This is a genomic window from Streptomyces sp. SAT1 (assembly GCF_001654495.1).
Taxonomy (GTDB): domain Bacteria; phylum Actinomycetota; class Actinomycetes; order Streptomycetales; family Streptomycetaceae; genus Streptomyces; species Streptomyces andamanensis.
Genome location: NZ_CP015849.1, coordinates 2,649,909 through 2,672,214 on the forward strand (window position 1 = coordinate 2,649,909; position 22,306 = coordinate 2,672,214).

Genomic DNA, 22,306 nt, shown 5'->3' on the forward strand with positions numbered 1-22,306 from the left:
CGTCACCCAGATCTCCACCCACCCTTGTCACCAGGAGCAGCAGTCGTGCCGTCCTCGTCCTCAGCGGTGATCGAAACCGTCCTCGAACAGTCCTCCCGTGTTCTGCAGACGTATGCGGTGGACCCCGGCCTGGTGGCCGAACATGCCAACGGAGAGCGTCGCATCACGCAGGGGGGATACGGAGACCGTCAGCTTTTCGAGCTCGTCCAGAACGCTGCCGACGAAATCGCCGGCGAATCCGACGGACGCGTCCAGGTGGTCCTCACGGAAACCCATCTGTACTGCGCAAATGAGGGAAACCCCGTCACCCCGGAGGGCGCGGAGACCATTCTTCGCATGAGTATGTCGAAGAAGCGCGGTGGGCAGATCGGCCGATTCGGGGTCGGCGTGAAGTCGGTCCTCGTGGTGACCGACACCCCGGAATTCTTCAGCAGTACGGGGAGCTTCGGATTCGACCGTGCCTGGTCCCACGAGCAGATCAAGGCCGTCCCCGGAGTGACGGAGCGCTACGGCTCGGAGTTCGACGCCCCCGTGCTGCGGATGGCCCGCCCGCTCGACATGCAGGCCGAGCGTGCCTCCGACCCCGTACTGGACAAGCTGTTGACGTGGGCGACGACGGTCGTCCGGCTCCCGCTGCTCCCGAAGGCCGACGACCGGCTGGGAAGGGACATGCACGGCAATCGTGGCAAGGCCCACGGCGAGCCCCGCGACGAATTCCCGGTCGGGTTCCAGCTCTTCTCACCGCACGTCGCCGAGGTCGTCCTGGAGGACCACCGCCCCAGGCCGCCGGCGTGCCGAACGCTGACCGTCCGGCGCTCCGGTGACCTGCACACCGTGACCGAGGAGCGTACGGGGAAGGCCCCCTCCACGGAGCGATGGCGCGTGTTCACGACCACGCACGAGCCGGGTCCTGCCGCCCGCGCGGACGCCGGCGAGCTGCACGACCGGGTGACGCTCGACCTGTCCTGGGCCGTCCCCGCGCTGGAGCCGGACCCCGAGAGCGGCCTGTGTGTCAGCCCCCGTTCGCGCGGTCGCGGCAAGTTCTGGTCCTTCTTCCCCACCAAGTACGAGATGTCCCTGAGCGGCATCCTCAACGGGGCGTGGAAGACCAACGAGGACCGGCAGAACCTGCTCGACTCCTCCCCCTTCAACCAGGAGATGATCAGGGTGTCGGCGAAGCTGGTCGTCGACTCCCTCCCCGGGCTGGCCCCGGCGGAGGACCCGGCCGCCTACCTCCCCCTGCTGCCCGGCCGTGTCAAGGAGTCGATCAGCTGGGCCGACGAGTTCCTGACCCGGGAGATCTGGGCCCGCACCGCCACGTGCCCCTCACTGCCCGACCAGGACGGCGTCCTGCGGCTCCCCGGGCAACTGCGCGTCCACCCGAGGCTGGACAGGGACCTGAAGCAACTGACGCGGTGGCTGCGGATGTGGCACGAGTGCCCCGGTCGCCCCTCCGACTGGCTGCACCCGAGCGTCGAGGCCGACGCCCTGCGCTCCGGCAAGGTCGAGCACATCCTCCTCGCCGCCGGTCACGAACGATCAGGCGTCCGTGACTGGCTGGAGGCCCTCGTCGCGAGCGGCACCGCCGAAGGGTCGGCGGTGGCCGTCCGCATCCTGGCCGACATGATCGAGAACGGCTCCCCCTTCGCCACCGAGGCACGCAAGGCCCATGTCGTGCTCACCGAGGAACACGGCCTGGTCGCCCCTGTCCACGGCAAGGTGTTCCGTCGGGCCGAGCATCAGGACGGACTGCGCGAGTCCATGGTGTACGTCGTCGACGAACTCGCCCAGGACCCCTCGCTGGCGCACGCGCTCGATGTCCTGGGCATCCGCGAGGCCGATGTCGAGGGACGGTTCGCCGGTGTCCTCGACCAGGGCTTCGACCACTACGGGGAGTCGGACTGGGAGCGCTTCTGGGAGCTGTTCCGCCGGGCCGGCGTCCGTCGGCTGGCCCACAAGGTCCTGGAGCGCCTGCCCGATCCGCGCGCGACGCTTCGGGTACGAACCGCCGACAAGCACTTCCGACCCGTCGCGGACTGCATGTTGCCCGGTGTCGTGGTGGACGCCGAGCGCGATCCGAGCGTCGCCGTCGACATGACGTTCCACTCCGACGACACGCCCTTCTTCTCCTTGATCGGCCTACGGGACCGACCGGCCGGTGGCGCGCAGCCCCGGGCGGACGAGCCGTGGTTCGAGGAGTACCGGGCAGCCGTCCACGCCGCCTCGCTGCGCAACCTGGACAGCGGTGCCCCGCGCCCGTCACTGAACCGGATGAAGGTGGAGGGCGCCGCGATCGGTGGTCCGCTCCATCTCTTCCGCGACCTGTCCGAGGAGTCCCGCGCCGCCTTCCTGAAGGCGCTGCCCGACGACGCGGTGGTGGACAACTGGACGCGCCAGTTCGGCGCCCAGACCAGCACTCGCCAGGCGGTGATGTCACCGATCCGATGGATGCTGCGCAAGCACGGCAGGGTCGCCACCTCACAGGGGCTCAAGCCGCTCGCGCAGGCCGTCGGTCCCCAGCTCTCCGCCTACCGCGATGTGCTGCCGGTCGCCGACATCTCCGCCGAGAAGGCCCGCAAACTGCGGCTGCCGACCACCGTCGAGGAGGTGCCCACCGATCGCTGGGACGCGCTCCTGGACGAGGTGTCGCGCAGCGAGGACGACGCCTTCGTCGGCACCACCTACGTGATGCTCACCCGGTTCGGGGCGGACTTCCCCGAGGACTCGCTGACCCGTTGCAGGATCGGTGACACCTGGGGCACCCGTCCCGACGACGAGATCACCCTCGCCGTCGGCACCGCCGAGTACCGGGCCCTGCGTGCCGAACAGCTGCCCGCCCTGCTCGTGCCGACGGCCGAGGACGCCGAGCTGATGGTCGAGAAGTGGGGCATGCTCCGCTACGCCGATGTGATCAGCCGGGAGACCCGCGAGGTGCCCGACGGCGACCCCGTGCCCCTCGTCGAGCTGTTCCCCGCCCTGCGGCAGCGCCTGAACAGCGGGAACCGCAACAGCGTGGTGCAGCGGTGCACCGAGCTGGAGGAGGTCACCCGGACTCCCAACGGCACGCACGCTTCTCCCCTGGACGCCGTGCGCCAGGACAGCATGGTCAAGGTCCGGGTGCCGGTGGAGCCGGAGCCCATGCTGCGGCTGATCGACCGCGAGCTGGGTCTCGGCCTCGGCGCCGCCGGCTGCCGCGCGGTGCTGGAGCACCAGGACCGCATGGCCAAGGACAGCGCGCTGAAAGCGGCGCAGAAGGCCGTACGCGAAGCCGACGACGTCGTGGCCAAGTTGGAACTGCTGATCGGTGCGGACGCTCTCAGGGCCGGTCTGCCCGAAGGGCTGATGGACGCCGAGCTGCAGGCGACCGACGGGGTGGAGCCGTCCGGCCGGCGCGTCGCGCAGATGGCGTTCAACGCGCACGGCGACGGGGTGCTCCAGCAGCACGCCCGGGACATCCAGGCGCGCTTTCCCAACGCCCCCGTGGCGTACGGGGGGTCGTCGGCCGCCGTGGCGTTCGTCTCCGACCTCCGCCTGCCCGCCGCGTTCGCCGGGTCCAGGACTCCCTCGCCGCCGTCCTCCGAGACCGTCGAGGGCCCCCGGGACTTCCCCAGGCTCCATGACTACCAGGAGGACCTGGTCCGGAACATCTCCACCCTGCTCGACCGGCTGGCCCCGCAGCGCGGCATGCTGTCGCTGCCCACCGGTGCCGGCAAGACACGGGTCACCGCCGAGGCCGTGATCCGCTGGGTGAAGCGGGTCGGTGACCTCAAGGGCCCCCTGCTGTGGATCGCGCAGACCGAGGAACTGTGCGAACAGGCCGTGCAGAGCTGGAAGTTCGTCTGGAACAAGGTGGGTGCCGAGCGACCGCTGACCATCAGTCGACTGTGGGGCAGCAACGAGGTCGGCAACGTCGTCGACCACCCCCATCTGGTGATCGCCATGGACGCCAAGCTGGAGCGGTGTCTGGACACCGACCAGTACACGTGGTTGCGCGAGCCCGCGCTCGTGGTCGTGGACGAGGCGCACACCGCCATCTCCAAGCGGTACACGGAGATCCTCGGCCTGCTGGGACTGACCCAGTACGAGACGCGCCGGCATCTGCTCGGCCTGACCGCCACCCCGTTCCGCAACACCAACGAGGACGAGACCCGCCGACTGGTCACCCGCTTCGGCAACCGGCGCCTCGACGAGGGTGTGTTCCCCTCCGGCGACCCGTACCGTGATCTCCAGGAGTGGGGCATGCTCGCCCAGGTCGAGCACCGCACCCTGGAGGGCGGTCGGATCGTACTGAGTCAGGACGAGAAGTCGCACGCCGAGCGCATGGCGATGCTGTCCCGCGCCGCCGAGCAACGACTCGCCGACGACCACGAGCGCAGCCGGCGCATCGTCGAATCGGTGGCCGCCCTGCCGGCGGACTGGCCGACGCTGCTCTTCGCCACCTCCGTCGATCACGCCAAGTACCTGTCGGCCATGTTCAACGACCGGGGAGTCCCATCCGCCGCCGTGGACTCGACGACCAGCGCGCAGGACCGCAGGGCGCGGATCGAGAACTTCCGGAGCGGTCGCCTCCGTGTGCTCACCAACTACGGTGTCCTGACCCAGGGTTTCGACGCGCCGGCCACGCGGGTCGTCGTGGTGGCCCGACCGGTCTACAGCACCAACGTGTACCAGCAGATGATCGGGCGTGGCCTGCGCGGCCCCGGGAACGGCGGCAAGGACACCTGTCTGATCCTCAACGTCGACGACAACATCGCCAACTTCGACACCCGGCTGGCCTTCACCCAGTTCGAGCACCTCTGGAGCCGTACGTGACCGACGTCCACCTCGACAGTCCGCCGCTCACCGACGAGCAGCGGGCCGTCGTCGAGCAGCCCTGGGACGCACGGGTCCTGGTCACCGCCGGGGCCGGCGCGGGAAAGACGCACACGCTGGTGCGCCGCCTCGACGCGCTCTGCGGTCACGAGGACCCGGAGGAGGCGCTGGAGGCCGCCGACATCCTCGTGCTCACGTTCTCCCGGGCGGCGGCCCGCGAGTTGCGTGAGCGCATCACCCGGCACGGGGAGCGGGCTCGCCGTGTACGTGCCCAGACCTTCGACGCCTGGGCGTACGGAGTGCTCCGCCAGGCGCGTCCGGACCAGGACTGGGCCACGGCCTCCTTCGACGAGCGGATCGAGGCCGCGGCGGAAGCCGTCGAGGAGGGCGCGTTGGAGTCCGGCGACTCGGTCCCGCCGTCCCATGTGGTGATCGACGAGGTGCAGGACCTGCTGGGCGACCGTCGGGAACTGGTGGAGGCCCTGCTCGACCGCTACCAGGACAGCTGCGGCTTCACCGTGGTCGGTGACGCCGCCCAGTCCGTGTACGGCTTCCAGATCGAGGACCCGGTGGAACGGAACGACGAGACCGGTCGGTTCTTCGAGTGGCTGCGCAGTTCCTATCCCGACGACCTGGTGGAGCTGCGTCTCACCGAGAACTTCCGGGCCCTCACCCCGGAGGCGCGGATCGCGCTGCCGTACGGTCCCCGCCTCCAGCGGGTCCGGGACGCGGACGAGGCCGGCTCGCTCTACGAGGAACTGCGCGACCTGCTCCTGGATCCGATGAACGCGCTGGCCGATCTCACGGACGAGTACACGCTGCACGGTCTGCGGGACCTCGACGACACCTGCGCCGTCCTCACCCGCGACAACGGGCAGGCCCTGGTGGTCTCCCGGCTGCTCCACGAGAACGGCATCGGCCACCGGCTGCGCCGTCCTCCGGAGGAGCGGCCGGTGCCCTACTGGGTGGCCGAGCTGCTGCGCCGCACCGAGGCGACCGGACTGACCGAGGACCGGTTCCGCTCTCTGTTGGAACAGATCCCACTGCCCCACGAGCCGAACGCGGACGCCCTGTGGACGGTGCTGCGACGCGCCACCCGCTCGCCCGCGCGCTCCACGCTCGACCTGGGCCGACTGCGCCGTCTGGTCGCCGACGGCCGGTTCCCCGACGAGGCGGCCGATCCGGAGAGCGCACAGATCGTCGTCTCCACCGTGCACCGCGCCAAAGGGCTGGAGTTCGATCGGGTGATCGTGCTGACTCCGCCGACCGTCTCCGAACTCCACAAGCGGTACGGGACCGAGACGGACCTCCCCGCGGAGGTCCGCGCGCTGTACGTGGCGATGACCCGCGCCCGCCAGGACCTGTATCACGTCCGCTCCCCCGAGGTGCCGCTCATCAGGAGGGCGGGGAACCGCAGGAACGGTCGACGGTACGTCGGCGGGTGGCGCTCGTACGACAGGTACGGCGTGGTGGCCGAGGCCGGGGACGTCTGCCGCGACAACCCGCCCGGTGACGCGACCGACGCCGCAGCGACCCAGACGTACCTTCTGCGAGAGGTCGGTCCGGGGCAGGAGGTACTGCTGCGCAAGCGCCACGATCTGCCGGCGGGCGAGGCGCAGAGCCCGCCCTACGCCCTGCTGCACCGGGGACGGGAGATAGGCGAGGCGTCGGAGCGGTTCCGGCAGGAGCTGTTCCTGGTGCAGAAGGTGAACCGGACGTGGGACCCGTGGTGGCCCGACGAGATCCACGGTCTGCGGATCGACACCCTGGAGACGGTGACGGGCAGCGTCGCGGCGGCCGCCAACGCCGGCCTCGGCGACCGGGGCGTGTGGATCGCGCCGAGGATCACCGGCATCGGCATGTTTCGGCGGCGGGACCGGGAAGAAGAGGAGCAGGACGCATGACGCACGTGGCAGGTCGGCACTCCGAGCACTATCGGGTGCGGGACGAGGAACTTCTCGTGGGACTGCGCAGGGAACTCTTCGGTCCGGCGGACGGGTCGGCATCGGCGGACCGCGCCGAGATCCTCACCCAGGACGCGCCGATCGACCGATACCTGACCGGTGTGCTGTACCCGCGTGCCTCGCGGGAGCGGAAGGCCGAGAACGCGGCCGAACAGGACGACCCGGACGCCCCTGCCGTCCTCACCCGAGGGGACGCCGAGGAGTCCGGCGCCGCGCAGGAGATCGGTGTCCCGGGCGACAAGCGCCCGTCCTCCATGGGGCTGACCTTCGCGGTCGCCCCGGACATGAGCGGCACGATCGTGGTCTCGGCGCGCGCGGCGGTCTACGAGCCCACCGACCCCGACGGCAAGCCGGTCCCGGCCCGCCGTGCCGAGGCCCGGACCGTCGCGGAGCAGCGGGAGCGGTGGCGGCGCGAGGAACTGCTGCTCCCCGAGCACAGCATCGACGTGACCGTCCCCACTCCGGGTGACCTGATCGACCTCGTTCCGGAGAAGGTCGCCCTGCATGTCATCGTCCGCCGGCGCGACCCGGTCACCGGCACGATCACCGTCACGGTCACGCTCATGAACCGGCAGAAGGTCGGTGAGCGGGACCTCCAGGACGCCTTCGCCCTGTTCCAGTGCGCCCTGGCCGTCCGGGCCGCGAACGGTTCGAGTGCGTTCGTCGAACGCACCGCCCCGTCCGCCGCGCACGATCCGGAGACCGCCACCAGTCGGCTGCTGCACCGCCATGCCCCGACCTTCGCCGTCGGACACGGTTGCGCCGCCGTCTGGGACTGGAACCCGTCGCCGATCGGCGTGACCGACAGCGTCCCGGCCGCGGTCCCCGAGGTGCGCAGCGAGTTCGTGCCCAGCGTGGAGGTGCTGCTGACCGACTCCAACCCGGAGATCGACAGCTCTTCGCTGTCGATGCTGGGTCTGGCCGAGCGGTCCGACGCCGAGATCCTGACCGCCCTGGAGGCGCTGGCCGCCGGATACGAGGACTGGATCGACCGGAAGTCGGCCGAGGCGGCAGCTCTGGTGGGCGGCCCGCACGAGGAGCCGGCACGGGAGCAGGTGGACGCCTGCCGCGAGGCACTCGGTCGGATCCGCGAGGGCATCCGGCTGCTGCGTGGCAAGCCCGACCTGATGCGGGCGTTCCGGCTCGCCAACCGTGCCATGGCCGACCAGCGCGCCCGCAGTGCCTGGGTGAAGGGCGGGCGTGTGGGCGAGCCCGACCCGTCAACCGGTCGCTGGCGGCCCTTCCAGATCGCCTTCGTGCTGCTCTGCGTCGCCGGTATCGACGACCCCGAGCACGACGACCGGAAGGTCTCCGACCTCCTGTGGTTCCCCACCGGTGGCGGCAAGACGGAGGCCTACCTCGGGCTGATCGCCCTGACGTCCTTCCTGCGCCGCATCCGCAGGGGCCCGAGCGGCGGCGGGGTCACCGTCCTCATGCGCTATACGCTCCGGCTGCTCACCCTGCAGCAGTTCGAGCGTGCGGCGATCCTGCTCTGTGCCATGGAGGACATGCGGCGCCGCACGCCCGAGCTGGGCGACGAGCCGTTCTCCGTGGGCATGTGGGTGGGGCGCTCGGCCACCCCCAACACGCTCGCCGAGGCCGCCGTCAGGCTCGACGAGCTGCGCGGCGACCCGGACAAGCGGCTCGCCACCGAGAATCCCGTCCAGTTGCACGCCTGTCCCTGGTGCGCGGTCCGGCTCGACGCACGGAACTACGAGGTCGACGAGGACACCAAGCGGATGTACATCCGCTGTCCCGGTACGGGTTGTGAGTTCGCCGACGGTCTCCCCGTCCATCTGATCGACGAGGCGGTGTACGACGCGCGTCCGACCCTGGTGATCGCCACCGTCGACAAGTTCGCCTCGATGCCGTGGCGGCCGGCGACCTCCGCGCTCTTCAACCAGGACGACCCGGCGGACGACACCCCTGCCCCGGAGCTGATCGTCCAGGACGAACTGCATCTGATCTCCGGCCCGTTGGGCACCCTCACCGGCCTCTACGAGACCGCCGTGGACGCCCTGGCCGGCCGGCCCAAGGTGATCGCCTCCACGGCGACCATCCGCCGTGCCGCCGACCAGGGCCGTCACCTCTTCGCCCGCGAGGTCCGGCAGTTCCCGCCCGCGGGCCTGGACGCGCGCGACTCGTGGTTCGCCGTGGAGACCCCGCGCGAGGAGAAGGCGAGCCGCCGCTACGTCGGCCTGCTGGCTCCCGGCACCAGCCAGTCCACGCTGCTGATCCGCACGTACGCCACCCTGCTGCACCGGGCCATGCACGCGGACACGGACGACAAGGTGCGCGACGCCTACTGGAGCCTCGTCGGCTACTTCAACAGCCTGCGACTGCTGTCCGCGGCCGAACTCCAGGTCCACGACGACGTGGTGGCCTATCTGGAGTTGCTCGCCGAGCGCGAGGGTGTGGCCGTGCGCCCGGTGGCCAACTACTCGGAACTGACCAGCCGGATCGACGCCAGCGAGATCCCCACGCGCCTCAAGGGGATCGAGAAGAGGCTTCCGGACGAGGACACCGTGGACGTCCTGCTGGCCACCAACATGATCGCGGTGGGTGTGGACGTGGACCGGCTCGGACTGATGGCCGTGATGGGCCAGCCCCAGACGACGGCCGAGTACATCCAGGCCACGAGCCGTGTCGGCCGTGCGCACCCCGGCCTGGTCGCGGTCATGCTCAACTCCGCCCGCGCCCGGGACCGTTCGCACTACGAGAACTTCCGGCACTACCACTCGGCTCTCTACCGCGAGGTCGAGTCCACCTCCGTGACCCCGTTCTCCGCCCGCGCGCGGGAACGGGGGCTGCACGCGGTGATCATCGCTCTCGCCCGCGTCCTGATCCCGGCCGCACGCCCGAACGAGGGCGCCGGCCGGGTCTCGTCCTACGAGCACGTCCTGCGGGACCGCATCAGGTGTCTGCTCCTGGACCGCGTCCGCGCGGTCACCCCCTCGGAGACCGAGGCCGTGGCACAGGGCTTCGACGAGTTCGTCGACTGGTGGTGCGAGGAAGCCGACATCCACGGTGAGTTGCTCTTCGAGCCGAAGCGGGGCAGTCGTGCCCCTTCGCTCCTGAAGTCGTACGACGACGAGTCCTCGGACCGCGAAGCGTGGCCCACCCTGTGGAGCCTGCGCGACGTCGACGCCGAGTCCGCCCTGTTCATGGAGGGAACCCGATGACCCCGCCTCCCGCCCGTCGCCGCCGGACCACCGCGAACGGCACCGGCCCGGCCCACAACCTCCTGCGTCGAGGCGCGGTTCGCCGCTCCCAGGTGATCACCACATACGGCGTCGGGTCGCTCATCGCCGTCGATCACGAGTCCTTCGTCGTCTCGGGCCTGGACGAGGCCGACCGGAGCTGGAGCGCGGACGAGTCGAAAGTCGTCCATGAGCGGCGTCTGGCCCGTCTGCTCGGGGTCGGCTGCTTCCGGTTGCCGCCGGCGTCCGAGGACACCAGCACGGACGGCCTTCGGGTCCGCCGCTTCCCGCTGATGCACTCGTGCCCCGAGTGCAACGAACTGCAGCCGCACCGCGACTTCTCGCCCCCGGCCGGTCGAAGCGTCTGCGGCACGTGCGAGGTGGACCTCGTCCCCTCCCGCTTCGTCGTCGCCTGTGAGGCCGGGCACCTCGACGAGTTCCCCTACTGGCAGTGGGTGCACCGCTCACCGGACCGGGACGCCACGAGGCTCGGGAGGTGCGGCGGCAGGCTCAGGATGCGTACGACAGGACGCACCTCCTCGCTGCGCTCCGTCGTCATCTCCTGCACCTGCGGCCAGGTGCCCGAGGTCTCGATGGAGGGCTCCTTCCGCAGGAACGCGCTGAAGGACCTGCGCCTCACCTGCCGGGGCACCCGCCCGTGGCTCGGCCTCTCCGCCACGGACCCGGCGGGGTGCGGGCTCCCCCTGCGCACTCTGCAGCGCGGTTCCTCGTCGGTGTGGCAGCCGGTGCTGAAGTCGGCGCTGTCCATCCCGCCGTGGAGCGACGGTCGCGCGGATCCGCTCGCGGAACACTGGGACACGCTGCGCCAGTTCGACAACCGTGAGCACATCGGCATCTACCTCGAGGGGGCCTTCAGGGGCGAGTGTCCGATTCCGTTGGACGAGGTCATGGCCCTGCTCGCCGCGGAACGCGAGGAGGACCCGGAGGACGGGAGCGCGCCGAGCTTCGACCACCGCTACCGAGCCCTGCGCAACAAGGAGTACGAGCGCCTGCGTTCGGGCAACGACGAGAGCGAGCACACCCGTGCGGAGCAGTTCGTCTGCGAGACACCGCTCGGTGACGCGAACGTGCTCCAGCCGCTCGGGATCACCGGTCCGATGCTGGTCAAGAAGCTCCGCGAGGTGCGGGCCCTGAAGGCGTTCACCCGACTCGTGGACGCCGAGTCGACGACCGACGCGAAGGAGATGCCACTCTCCCGGAACCCCGTGCGCTGGCTGCCGGCCATGGAGGTCCGGGGAGAGGGAGTCTTCCTGCGACTGGACGAGAGCCGACTGGACACCTGGGAGAAGGCCCCGGCCGTGGCGGCCCGTGTCGAGCGCATGCGCACCGCCCACCAGCGGGTGCTCGAACAGCGGGCCGACGACCCGAGCCGAGCCGTACCGTCCCCCGCGACGCCTCGCATGGTGCTGCTGCACACCTTGGCCCATGTCCTCATCAACGAGTGGAGCCTGGAGGCGGGCTATCCGGCCGCCTCCCTGCGGGAGCGCCTGTACGCCGCCGACGACATGGCCGGGGTGCTCGTCTACACGGCGACGAGCGACTCGGCGGGCAGCCTCGGCGGCCTCGTGGCGCAGGGCGAACCGGAACTTCTCGACCACACGGTGCGCTCGGCGATCCGCCGGGCCGAGTGGTGCTCCTCGGACCCGCTCTGCATGGAGGCCGACGCGGCCGGCTCCGCCGGGACGAATCTCGCCGCCTGTCACGCCTGCGTCATGCTCCCGGAGACGAGCTGCGAGCACAACAACATCCTGTTGGACCGCGCGCTGCTGGTGGGGACACCGGAAGAGCCGACTCTGGGGTTCTTCGGGACCGTCCTCGCCCCCTGACGACCGACGTCCGGACGGATCGAGGTACCGATGTCGACGGAAGGAGATCACATGACGAGCGCGGTCCCGTGGCAGCAGCGGTTGTCCACCGGAACGGAGGACATTCAGGACGAGGTGATCCACTGGTATCGACAGAACGCTCACGCCAAGGCGTACGTCCCCCACATGATCTGGGGCACGCTTCAGACGGAGGCGTACGCCTCGGTGATCCTGCGCCGAGTCGTCGACTTCCTGGAGGTCCCGGACGACGTGAGGGCCGGAGTCGCGAAGCGGATGGAACGCCAGCAGGTTCTGTACGACGGAGAGCACCACTACGACGTGATCCTCGGTGAGCAGGCTCTGTACACGAACGTCGGTGGGGCGGAGGTGATGCGCGAGCAGGTGAAGCGGATCCTCAGCGAGATCGACCTGCCGTCGCTCGACCTCGGTATCGTTCCCCGGAGCGTCGAGGTGGGCATCGTTCCCACCCCTGGCTTCCACATCTACGGCGATCAGCGCGCGCACTACGAGCTCGTCTCCTCCGCCGTGGACGTGACCGACCCGGCCGAGATCGCCCTCCATGTGAAGGCATTCGAAGCGCTCAAGAGCGCCGCGTCCTACGGTGCTGGTGCGCAGGCGATCCTCAGGAAGGCCGTGGACTTCTGGACCACCGCTTGACCGGCTCCGACTCGAACACGACGAGTTCGCGCAGAGTCCGCTCCCCGTCCTTCGGCGCCTGCGGCCCCGGGGTCGCCGCAAGGTTTCCGCCGGTGTCGTCTTCGCGATGACCGGGCCGGCCATCGCGAGAGCCGCCGCGGGGTGGGCCGGTGCCGTGCAGGGCCGCTGCGCCGCCGGCCAGGGGCAAGCCGGCGTTCTGCGTCGTGCCGTGCGTACCCCGTCCGGCTGCGGTCCTCCCCGCTTCGGCGGGCCGCTCGGAGGCCGGCCTGACACAGCGGTCGGACATCATCCGCTTGGTGGCCCGCATACGGCTTGACCTGCTGGAGCTACTCGCAGGTGAGCCATGGCGTGCCTGAGTCGCCTCCACGCTGCGGGATCCGTGCCGTCTCCGAGCGTGCAGTGAAGGGTGGGGCGGGCTGTCGGGCCGAGGCGTACGACGGGCGTGTCCGGCAGGGTTTCCTCCACGCGGCTGGGTCCGGTGTCCGCAATGGCGCCGGGGCCGAACGTGAGGGAGACGGGGAGGGCCGGTGGCTCGTAGTGGGCCGGGACCGTGAGGTCCGGGCGGGCCGCTCGTACCTCGGTGACCATGGTGGCCAGGTGGTGTTGAATGGCCAGTTCCTCCGCCAAGTGGGGCAGGTGGTCCAGGGGGACGAGGTTGTCGGCGGTGTGGCCGAAGGCAAGCGTAAAGTGCTCCTCCACGCCCAGGCGGGTGTGAGTCACCCACTGGGTGGCGATGACCGGGATGTCGGGGAGGACGATCGCGGCTCGGTCCGTGAGCATGTCCGCTTCGGTGAGTACGTCATCGCCGACCGCGAGGGCGGGCGCCGGTTCGCCGGAGGCCGCGACCGTGACGACATCGGCGTGGGCGGCGGTCTCGCGAGGCCAGGTGGTGCCGTCGAGCAAGGTGGCCAGGCGTCCGGCTATGGAGGCCGCCGGCCGGGGGGCCTCAGGGACGGCGGAGGCCGCGCGGACCTCCGTCCACCAGACCGGAGTCTCCGTGGCCACCGCAGGGTCCAGTAGTCGTGCCGCCTCCCCGGGGACCTGGATGTAGCGAGGTGCCTCGACCGCGACCACCTGGCGCCCGTCCTCCGTGCACAGTCGCACCACGGCGCCTTGACCCGCCCGGTCGACGCGCAGATCGGGGCCGCCCGCGTGGAGGGCGGCCAGCAGGGACGTGGGGTCCGGCATTCTCGCGGTGAGAGCGAATGCGCTACGGGACATGTGCTGCTTTCTTCAGCGGTGAGGGCAGGGCCGGGGAGTCCCGCGTTCGATCGAGCTCGCGGCTGAGTTCTCGTCAGCGGTCAGAGCTTGTCCGTCAGATCGGGGCCCAGGCCGTCGTCGTAGGCGTCCGGCGTCGAAATACCGTTCCCCATTGCATGACCGAAATAGGTCGCGTCTCCTGTCTCAGGAGTCACACCGAGCACAGAGGAGATTCCCTGCAATGCGTCGGCGAGGCGGGGAGCATTTCGGTTGTAGATTTCGGGGTGCGGATGACCGGAAAAGTCGAACCAGCTCCAGATGTCGTAGTGAACGGCAACCTCCGCAGTCGGCCCAAGGGGGCTGGACGAGACGGACAGCTCGACCAGGCGTGGCTCCTGGCGGTGCGCCCCTTCCGAGGTGATCCACGTACCGGATCCAATCACCCTGAGATCGTCCATCTCGGCGTCAGGAAAGGAGACCGGACGACTCCCCAGCACCCTTTCGGCCAATTTATGGTCGCTCAGCGGCGTTACGGGAATAAGCAAACTACTAGTGACGCCCGTGGGTCCTGCACCAAGCACAAACCAGTCGTACTCAAGCCTTACAGGGTTGAGCAACTCGAACTTTTTCAGCACTTCGGCCATGCAGGCAGCAACCCTCAGCGCTGCCTCAAGTCCTGGCTCATGGACGTCAACGAGGTCCCAGAACCAGGACCCACAAGGCCGTGGCGCGCGCATCAGGGTCGACATGTCTGCTCCTTACGGGAATACGGGACCATCGGCCGGAACCGTGATAGCACCGTCTTCAAAACGGAGGAGATAGGTTGCGTTGGACCTGCCTGCGGCACGCACCACTTCCTCGAAAATTCGCGGCGTAAGATTTCCCATCGTGTCATGTACGTCAAGGACAGCCACTCGATGACTCATCGGGTAATCAAGTTGGCTTGCCGACTTTTTGGCGGCCTTCCTGATTCCTGTGACACTATCGACATCCTTGAGTTGGTACCCGTAGTCCATCGCCCCGTCCGGATACCGCGTATAGACGTCGATGTCGTACGTGGTGCCGGCATCCCCGAGTTCGAACCCCAGACGAGTGTCACCGCGGCTCTGCAATTCTTCGGCATGTATCAGAGCCATGTAAGCCGCCGGGACCATGCTTTCCTTTGGATCTCTTCTGGTCGGCCCCTTTTTGTACATGTCCAAGATTTCTCTATAGTTTTCGACTCCGCGCAGATTTCCACGGTTGATTATCTCCGCGACACCGGCTCCGTAAGGGTCCTTTCGTAGCGAGCGGAGCACCGCCTCCTGATCACGACTGTCCATCTTGGCATGTTTCAGCTCGTCGAGAACTCCAGCCTCCTGCTCCGGCTTGATGGGGCCGGTGTGTGCCTGGGAATGTTCTCCTGACGTGGCGGCATATCTCGCGGGATCTACGTCCGGTACGACACCGTGTGATGCGCCCACATCGCCTGCTACGTCATACGGATCGTTTCCCGGTGCTCCGTCGTGTGGCGCGACTTCATGTGCCGACTCCGTCGATGGGTGACCGGATGAGCTCTGTCCACGGCCGCCCGCGCCGTGAGGACCATCGCCGCCGAGGCCTTGACTTTCCGTGCCGGACCGGCCTAGGTGGTTGTGAACGCCTCCTGCCTCGTCCCCCCGCGGCGCCGCGCCTGCCCCGCGAGGGCCGTCCGGCACGCCGCCACCAGTCTCATGGCTCATGTGCGGGGAAAGACGATCGACCTCTTGAGCGGGGGCTTCCTCCGTCCACCGTCCGGCACCTACGAGTTCTCGGTCGCCTGTTCGCACAGACGGCACGCGGGCGGCCGCGGAAGGCTCCCGTACCGCCGGTGCCGTGTTCGGGGTGCCGTCCGCGTGCAGCGGAACCAGTTTGCCGTCCTTGGCGATCCGGTAGCGGTCGTTCAGGTCGAGGGCGGTGTCGGGGAGGTGGGGCTTCGGGAGCTTGAGGTGGTCGCTGACGCGGGCGAGGACATCGGAGATCTTCGGCAGGTCGGACAGGCCCTCGGCCGCCCTCATGCCACCCGAGACGGGGTCGAGGGCGTCGCCTGCCCTGGCCAGGGCGCCTGCGGTGTCGGCCGCCCGGCCTGCCTTGCCCACCTTGGCGAGGCCACCGGCAGCTCCTCCGAACAGGGTGAGGAGGTTGAAAGCGGTGACGGCGTGGGCGCGCGCCGGGTCCTCGTCCCAGGTGTCGTAGGCGACGAACCCCTTGCCGAACTCGTCGGCGTACGCCTCGCTGTTCCGCTGCCAGTCCGAGAGATGGTCACCCAGGCCGACCGCGTCCATGCCGTAGGCGTACGCCCCGACGACGGTGCGTCTGAGGCCGTCCCAGGTGTCGCCGCGGGCCTGGGCGCCGTTGATGCCCAGGAGGTTGTCCTCAAGGACACCCAGACCGACGAAGCCGCCCCAGACGCTGTCCTTGACGATGCCGTCCCAGGCCCAGCTCTTGGCGCCGTGCTTCCACCAGTCCAGGCTCCACCGCTCGTAGGAGCGGTTCTCCGGGCTGCCCCACGGCAGGTGGTCCATGGATGTCAGCGTGTCGGCGTGGACGCCGTACATGCCTGGCGCGTGGCTGCCGTCGTCGACCACCCAGCTGGGACGGCACGCCCCCGGGCTGATGCGGTCGATCTTGCTCGCGGCGTCGCGCTCCGCGGTCTGGAACCCGTCGACGGCTTCCGCGACACCGTCCATCAGGGCCTTGTGCGCGTCGAACTTGTCCTGGTCCTTGGACCAGTCCTCGTCGCCCCGCACGCTGTCCACGAAGGCCGACGCCTTCTCCCGCAATGCCTTCAAGCGGTCCGCATGCGGCTTCGCCTCCGCTGTGAAGGTCTCCAGCGCGTCGGCCAGGGACTCGATGTGGGCGGCGAACTCGTCCGCCGTGTCCATCACCGGCTGGGTGGAGGAAAAGAGCTGGTCGGCCTCCGGCGCCTTGTAGTAGGCGGCCGTCGCCTGGAAGCGGGAGTGGACGTCCTGGCCGTCGTTGCGGATACCGACCGCGCGGGTCCGGAACTCGGAGACGGCCTTGGACAGCTCGGTGAAGTCACCGGTGTACTGCGGGATTCCTCCCGGATCGATCACCTCGGCCGCTCCCCGTGCCGGTCTGCCTGCTCGACCACCGCCCGCAGGTCGGCGGACGAGGGGGCCTTCGCCGCTTCGCGCTGGGCACGCGCTGCCATGGTCAAATCACCGTCGATGTACGCGGTGGTGGCATCGACGGTTCCGTCCGTCGTCTTCTTGATGCGAGCCGCCATGAGCGTGATCTGCGACCCGGTGTCGGAGACGACATTCGCCACCGCGGCGCCGACCGGACCGACGGGCGCGGAGCCGCAGTACGGACCGCTGATCGTGCCCGCACAGAGGGCGGTTTCCTCGACGCTCTTGCCGTACCCCTTGATGTCCTTGGCCAGGTCTTCGGCCGCGAGACCGACCAACGACAGAATCGACTCCACCCCGCTGGGCCTGACATCCCACCCCGTCATGTCTCTCTCCCCCCGTGGGTTTCCCGCGACGACACGCTCCCTCCGCCGGTCCGGGCAAGTCGTACGGACCGGCGGAGAAGACCCTCCTCCGTATCAGGGCGCTGATCGCCGGAACAACGCACTTCGGTATGGAGGGGGAAGACCCGGCCGGATCATCCCGTTCGGTGCGCGAGCGGGCGGTCGGCACTCAGTTCTGCTCGTCCGAACAGCAGGGCGTAGCCCCGGGGGAGTTGCGTCAGGACGTTCGTCAGGAGGGGTGGGGGCAGGAGGTCCGCCAGGACGGTGAGGACCGTGCTGGTGTCCCAACGGGCCGTTGCGGTCGTGGCGTTGTCGAGGCGGGAGGCCACCGATTCCACGAAGTCGCGGGCCGGGAGGGGGTGGAGGGCCGGGATCTGGGCGGCGATGAGGCCGGCCGCTTCCTCGGGGAGGGCGTGGGCCAGGGACACGCGTTCCTCGCCGGTCACCTGGGAGCCGAGGGCCGAGAGGACGACGCGGGTGCGGTGTTCCGCCTCCGCCGCGGTCCGGTATCCGCCCGCGTTCCGTACGCGTTCGGTCAGTGTGAGCCAGGTGCACGGGGCGGTGGCGCAACGGGCCGTGGCCGTGCGGGGCGTCGTGCGGGGCGTCGTCTTGGTGGGGGCCGCCGTCGCGGTCATCGTGTGGGATCTCCTCCGCGTGGGTCGCGTGGGTGACGTGGGTTCGGTCGCCGGGCGCGTGGGCGCGTCCCGTGAGCGGCCGGTGGCGGCCTTGGGCTCACAGGACGCGTCTCCTACGGGATCTCAGCTGCTCAGCTGCTTGCGGTCGCTGCCGCCGGTGATCTGGATCTTGCGGGGCTTGGCCTGCTCGGCGACCGGGATGCGCAGGGTGAGGACACCGGCCTCGTACGAGGCGTCGATGCGTTCGGTGTCGAGGGTCTCGCCGAGGAACAGCTGCCGGGTGAACGTCCCCGTGGGGCGTTCGGCGACGATCATCTCCGCGCCCTCGGGGGCGGGAGACCTCCGCTCGGCGTGGACGTTCAGCACGTTCCGCTCGACGTCCAGGTCGATGGTCTCCGGGTCGACCCCGGGGAGGTCGAAGTGGACGACGAAGTCGTCTCCCGAGCGATAGGCGTCCATGGGCATGGCGCCGGGCCGGGCGGGGCCGAAGACCTGCTGCGCGAGGCGGTCGAACTCGCGGAAGGGGTCGGAGCGCATGAGCATCACAGGTCACTCCTTTCCTGTGGAACTGGGTGCGATGCCCTACCTCTCTTTATATAGCTCGCGGAATGAAAGCTGACAAGCCCCGACTCAGGTCTGGTCGGCGAGAAACGCCCGCACCGCCTCGTACAGGGCGTCCGGCTGGTCCAGGTGGACGTCATGGCCCGCCGCGGGGAGGGTCAGGAGGCGGGTCGCGGCGGGGCGGCGGGTGTGCATCTCGGCGGACTCCGCCTCGCGCATCGTGCCGTCGGCGCCCCGCACCACCAGCACGGGGCAGGTGATCGCCTGCCACTCCCGCCAGTGGTCGCGCCGGGTCAGTTCGGCGATCGTGGAGACGATGACGTCCCTGTCGGTCCTCGGCCACCAGCCGTCCGCCCGCTGCTCCAGACCCCGCGCCCACGCCTCGTGGCCGAGGAAGCGGGCCGCCGCCTCGGCGGTGGGGAACGGGACCGGCCAGGAGTCCAGCCAGGCTCCGATCCGGGCGGGGAGGTCCGGGGGCGCGATCGAGGGGCCCGCCTCGACGAGGATCAGGGACCGCACCAGGTCGGGGCGGGCGGCGGCCAGCAGGAGGGCGGTGTGGCCGCCGAAGGACTGGCCCACGACCACGGCCGGGGCGAGGGCCAGTTCGTCCGCCAGGGCCGCCGCGTCCGCGACATGTGCCTCGCGGGTCACGTCCCCGGGGCGGCGGGTGCTCCCGCCGTGGCCCCGGGCGTCGTACGCCACCACCCGGTGGCCGTCCGCCCGCAGCCGCGCGGCCAGGTCGTCCCACTCGCCCCGGTGGCCCGCCAGTCCGTGCAGGAGCAGGACGGACGGGCGCGAGGGCGTGGGGGGCGAGGGCAGGGGCGGGGGCGCGTGGTCCTCGTAGGCGAGGTGTGTGCCGTCCGGGCGGGGCAGCCGGCCCGGACGGGTGCGCGGGGCGGCGGGGGTCGTGTCCGGTCGTCCGTCGGGCATCGTCCGTTCGTCCCCCAGCGCGTGGTCACTGCTGCCGTTCGGTCCGGCGTCAGCCTAGCCAGGGGGTCCTGGGCCAGGACACATCCCTCCGCCTGCGCCCCGAGGGTCTCCTTCGCCTGCCTCCCCGAGGTCCCTCGTCCCCCCGGGGCGCGGGACCGGTCAGCCGAACATGCCCGGCCGGTAGTCGCCCGCGGGCTGCCGGACGATGACGTTCAGGCGGTTGTAGGCGTTGATCAGGGCGATCAGGCTCACGAGGGCGGCGAGTTGGTCCTCGTCGTAGTGCTTGGCGGCGTTCTCCCACGCCTCGTCGGTGACGCCGCCGGACGCGTCCGCGATACGGGTGCCCTGTTCCGTCAGTTCCAGGGCGGCGCGCTCGGCCTCGGTGAAGACCTTCGCCTCCCGCCACACCGCGACCAGGTTCAGGCGGTCGGCGGTCTCACCGGCGGCCGTGGCGTCCTTGGTGTGCATGTCGGTGCAGAAACCGCAGCCGTTGATCTGGCTGGCGCGGATCTTCACCAGTTCCTGGGTCGCGGCCGGGAGCGTCGAGTCCGTGAGGACCTTGCCCGCGGAGTTGACGTGGCGCATGAACTTGCCGGCGACGGGGTTGCCGAAAAGGCTGAGGCGGGCTTCCATCATGGGCTCCTTGGTCTTGGTGCTGGTGCTGGTGCTCGTCGTTCGCTCGCTCGGTTGCACAGACATGACGGGGCGCGGGAGCCATATGTGACGGGTCCGGAGATGTTTGTGGTGTGAGCTGGGTCTCACCCGCGTGCCCCGCGTGCCCCGCGCTTCCGGGTGCCGCGCATGCGGGGGTTAGCCTCGGTCCGTTCGGCGTCCGCACCCGGACGTCCGCAGGTCATCGGGGAGACAGGGAGACAGTGATGGCGAGGATTCCTACGGCGGCGGTCGCCGCGACCGGGCTCGTCGGCGGGTACGGGGTGGCCCGCTGGACCAAGAAGCGGCAGCTCGGCGGGGCCGTGCTGGCCGTCGCCGGTGCCGCCGCCGCGCAGCAGTGGCGGCGGCAGGCGGGCGGCCGGGCGGCGGGCGCCCTCACGGCGGCCTATGTCGCCGCGTTCGCCGGGTCGCACCCGCTGGCCAAGAAGGTGGGCGCCTGGCCGTCCGTGTTCGGCGTGGCCGGCGCGGTCGCCCTCGCCTCCTGGGCCGTCGCCGACCGGCGCGCCGCGTAGGCGAGCCGGGTGCCGCGTGCGCGAGCCGCGTACGGCGTGAGTAAGTTGCGTACAGCGTGAGCGAGCCGCGTACGGCGTGAGCGAGTCACGCGCGCCGCGCGACCCATCTCGCGCCGCGCGCGACCCGCGCCCACACAAGCGATCCGCGCGCCCACGCAGGCGACCCGCGCGCCACGCGAGCGACCGCCCCCGACACCCGCGCCTCGGGAGGAGGGCGGGCGACGCCTCACGCAGGGCTCGACGACGGCGGTGTGACGTCGGGGCGGCCGTTCTGCGCGGCCGGGCCCGGCTTGCCCGTCACCGCCGTCAGCGGGGTGGCGATGTCCTCCAGGGACCGCCGCTCGGCGTTCACCGCGAGGAACGCCGCGACCAGGCCCGCCGCGCACATCAGCGCCGCCCCGATGCAGAACGCGAGGACCGTGTCGCCGACCTCGCCGGTGCCGGTGAGGTCGGCGAAGAGCAGCGGGCCGCTGATGCCGCCGGCCGCGGTGCCCAGGGCGTAGAAGAAGGCGATGGACATCGCCCTGGTCTCCATCGGGAAGATCTCGGAGACGGTCAGATAGGCGCTGGAGGCGCCCGCGGAGGCGAAGAACAGCACCGCGCACCAGCAGGCGGTGAGCGTGGTCGCGTCCAGCGTGCCCCGGTCGAACAGCCACGCCGTGCCGAACAGCAGCAGCCCCGACAGCAGATACGTGGACGAGATCATCACCCGGCGCCCGACCGTGTCGAAGAGCCGGCCGAGCAGCAGCGGGCCCAGGAAGTTGCCGGCCGCGATGACGGCGAAGTAGTAGCCGGTGTGGTCGGAGGGGACCTGGAAGAACGTGGTCAGGATGGCGCCGAAGCCGAAGGTGATGGCGTTGTAGAGGAAGGCCTGGCCGATGAAGAGGGAGAAGCCGAGGACGGCCCGCTTGGGATAGCGGGCGAAGACGGTGCGGCCGATCTCCGCGAAGGAGACGGTACGGCGCTGGTGGATGGTGATCTCCCCGTGCGGCGCGGGCAGCGGTGCGCCCTTCTCGGCCACGATCCGCTCCTCGATCCCGGCCACCACCTCCTCGGCCTCGCGGTCCCTGCCGTGGATCAGCAGCCAGCGCGGGCTCTCCGGGACGTGCCGCCGTACGAGGAGGATCACCAGGGCGAGGACGGCGCCGAGCGCGAACGTCAGCCGCCAGCCCAGGTCGGCGGCGAGCAGATCGGTGTTGAGGGCGAGGATCGACAGCAGCGAGCCGCCGACCGCGCCCACCCAGAAACTGCCGTTGATGATCAGGTCGACCCGGCCTCGGTAGTCCGAGGGGATCAGTTCGTCGATGGCGGAGTTGATGGCCGCGTACTCGCCCCCGATGCCGAAGCCGGTCAGGAAGCGGAAGAGGAAGAACCACCAGGCCTGGAAGGAGAAGGCGGTCAGGGCGGTGGCCGCGAGGTACACCGCCAGGGTGATCATGAACAGCTTCCGGCGGCCGTAGCGGTCGGTCAGCCGCCCCCAGAACAGGGCACCGACGCAGGCGCCCGCCACATACAGCGCGGCGGCCACACCGGTCACCTGCCCGGAGCTGATCGCCAGGCCGCTGCCCGGCTCCGACAGCCGGCTGGCGATGTTGCCGACGACGGTCACTTCCAGGCCGTCGAGGATCCACACCGTGCCGAGCCCGACGACGATGGTCCAGTGCCAGCGCGACCACGGCAGGCGGTCGAGTCTGGCGGGGATGTCGGTGGTCACGGTGCGGCCGGTCCCGGCACCCGCGGTCTCAGCGCTGGCCATGGGCTCCCTCCTCGACGAGCGGAACGCCCTGCGAGTGCCCCCGAAG

At 70.2% G+C, this 22,306-nt stretch carries 15 protein-coding genes; 6 read left to right on the forward strand and 9 right to left on the reverse strand.

All coding sequences use genetic code 11. The features are described 5' to 3' along the window. Nucleotides 1-45 precede the first annotated feature (45 nt). The 5 genes from A8713_RS11520 to A8713_RS11540 are packed head-to-tail and all read left to right on the forward strand — an operon-like array spanning nucleotide 46 to nucleotide 12,480. Nucleotides 46-4,812, forward strand: a complete 4,767-nt coding sequence (locus tag A8713_RS11520; protein WP_064533336.1) for a DEAD/DEAH box helicase — start codon at nucleotides 46-48, stop codon at nucleotides 4,810-4,812. Beyond that, on the forward strand, nucleotides 4,809-6,716 hold the full coding sequence (locus A8713_RS11525; RefSeq protein ID WP_173860833.1) for a UvrD-helicase domain-containing protein: 1,908 nt from the start codon (nucleotides 4,809-4,811) through the stop codon (nucleotides 6,714-6,716). The genes A8713_RS11520 and A8713_RS11525 overlap by 4 nt, the downstream gene beginning before the upstream one ends. Beyond that, nucleotides 6,713-9,958, forward strand: a complete 3,246-nt coding sequence (locus tag A8713_RS11530) for a helicase-related protein (protein ID WP_064533337.1) — start codon at nucleotides 6,713-6,715, stop codon at nucleotides 9,956-9,958. The genes A8713_RS11525 and A8713_RS11530 overlap by 4 nt, the downstream gene beginning before the upstream one ends. After that, nucleotides 9,955-11,823, forward strand: coding sequence for a DUF1998 domain-containing protein (gene drmB / locus A8713_RS11535; protein ID WP_064533338.1), 1,869 nt, complete (start codon nucleotides 9,955-9,957; stop codon nucleotides 11,821-11,823). The genes A8713_RS11530 and drmB overlap by 4 nt, the downstream gene beginning before the upstream one ends. A gap of 51 nt (nucleotides 11,824-11,874) precedes the next feature. Next, nucleotides 11,875-12,480, forward strand: coding sequence for a DUF5753 domain-containing protein (locus tag A8713_RS11540; RefSeq protein WP_064533339.1), 606 nt, complete (start codon nucleotides 11,875-11,877; stop codon nucleotides 12,478-12,480). A gap of 285 nt (nucleotides 12,481-12,765) precedes the next feature. On the opposite strand, the gene A8713_RS11545 is transcribed toward A8713_RS11540, so the two are convergent. From A8713_RS11545 to A8713_RS11580, 8 genes are all read right to left on the reverse strand, one after another. Then, entirely contained in the window at nucleotides 12,766-13,701 is a 936-nt protein-coding gene (locus A8713_RS11545; protein ID WP_237305349.1) for a DUF6177 family protein, read from the reverse strand. Nucleotides 13,702-13,781: 80 nt separating this feature from the next. Then, nucleotides 13,782-14,429, reverse strand: a complete 648-nt coding sequence (locus tag A8713_RS11550) for a hypothetical protein (RefSeq protein ID WP_079158917.1) — start codon at nucleotides 14,427-14,429, stop codon at nucleotides 13,782-13,784. Nucleotides 14,430-14,438: 9 nt separating this feature from the next. Continuing rightward, nucleotides 14,439-16,775 (reverse strand): hypothetical protein, encoded by a 2,337-nt coding sequence (locus tag A8713_RS11555; RefSeq protein ID WP_064533340.1) that lies wholly within the window; start codon nucleotides 16,773-16,775, stop codon nucleotides 14,439-14,441. Then, entirely contained in the window at nucleotides 16,772-17,176 is a 405-nt protein-coding gene (locus A8713_RS11560) for a DUF6507 family protein (RefSeq protein WP_064533341.1), read from the reverse strand. Before A8713_RS11560 ends, A8713_RS11555 begins: the two co-directional genes overlap by 4 nt. 152 nt (nucleotides 17,177-17,328) lie before the next feature. Continuing rightward, nucleotides 17,329-17,829 carry a DUF2267 domain-containing protein gene (locus A8713_RS11565; protein WP_079158918.1) on the reverse strand — a complete coding sequence of 167 codons (501 nt, stop codon included), beginning with the start codon at nucleotides 17,827-17,829 and terminating at the stop codon, nucleotides 17,329-17,331. A 123-nt stretch (nucleotides 17,830-17,952) separates the two neighbouring features. Beyond that, complete coding sequence (locus A8713_RS11570) at nucleotides 17,953-18,372, reverse strand: Hsp20/alpha crystallin family protein (RefSeq protein WP_064533342.1); 420 nt, start codon at nucleotides 18,370-18,372, stop codon at nucleotides 17,953-17,955. A gap of 87 nt (nucleotides 18,373-18,459) precedes the next feature. Further along, a complete protein-coding gene (locus A8713_RS11575; protein WP_064533343.1) occupies nucleotides 18,460-19,320 on the reverse strand; it encodes an alpha/beta fold hydrolase in 861 nt (286 codons plus the stop codon). A gap of 159 nt (nucleotides 19,321-19,479) precedes the next feature. Further along, nucleotides 19,480-19,953: a carboxymuconolactone decarboxylase family protein gene (locus tag A8713_RS11580; protein WP_064533344.1), complete on the reverse strand. Its 474-nt coding sequence runs from the start codon at nucleotides 19,951-19,953 to the stop codon at nucleotides 19,480-19,482. Nucleotides 19,954-20,198: 245 nt separating this feature from the next. On the opposite strand from A8713_RS11580, the gene A8713_RS11585 reads away from it, so the two are divergent. Next, nucleotides 20,199-20,504: a hypothetical protein gene (locus A8713_RS11585; RefSeq protein WP_064533345.1), complete on the forward strand. Its 306-nt coding sequence runs from the start codon at nucleotides 20,199-20,201 to the stop codon at nucleotides 20,502-20,504. Nucleotides 20,505-20,730: 226 nt separating this feature from the next. On the opposite strand, the gene A8713_RS11590 is transcribed toward A8713_RS11585, so the two are convergent. Next, nucleotides 20,731-22,260 carry an MFS transporter gene (locus A8713_RS11590; protein WP_064533346.1) on the reverse strand — a complete coding sequence of 510 codons (1,530 nt, stop codon included), beginning with the start codon at nucleotides 22,258-22,260 and terminating at the stop codon, nucleotides 20,731-20,733. Between the last annotated feature and the right edge of the window lie 46 nt (nucleotides 22,261-22,306).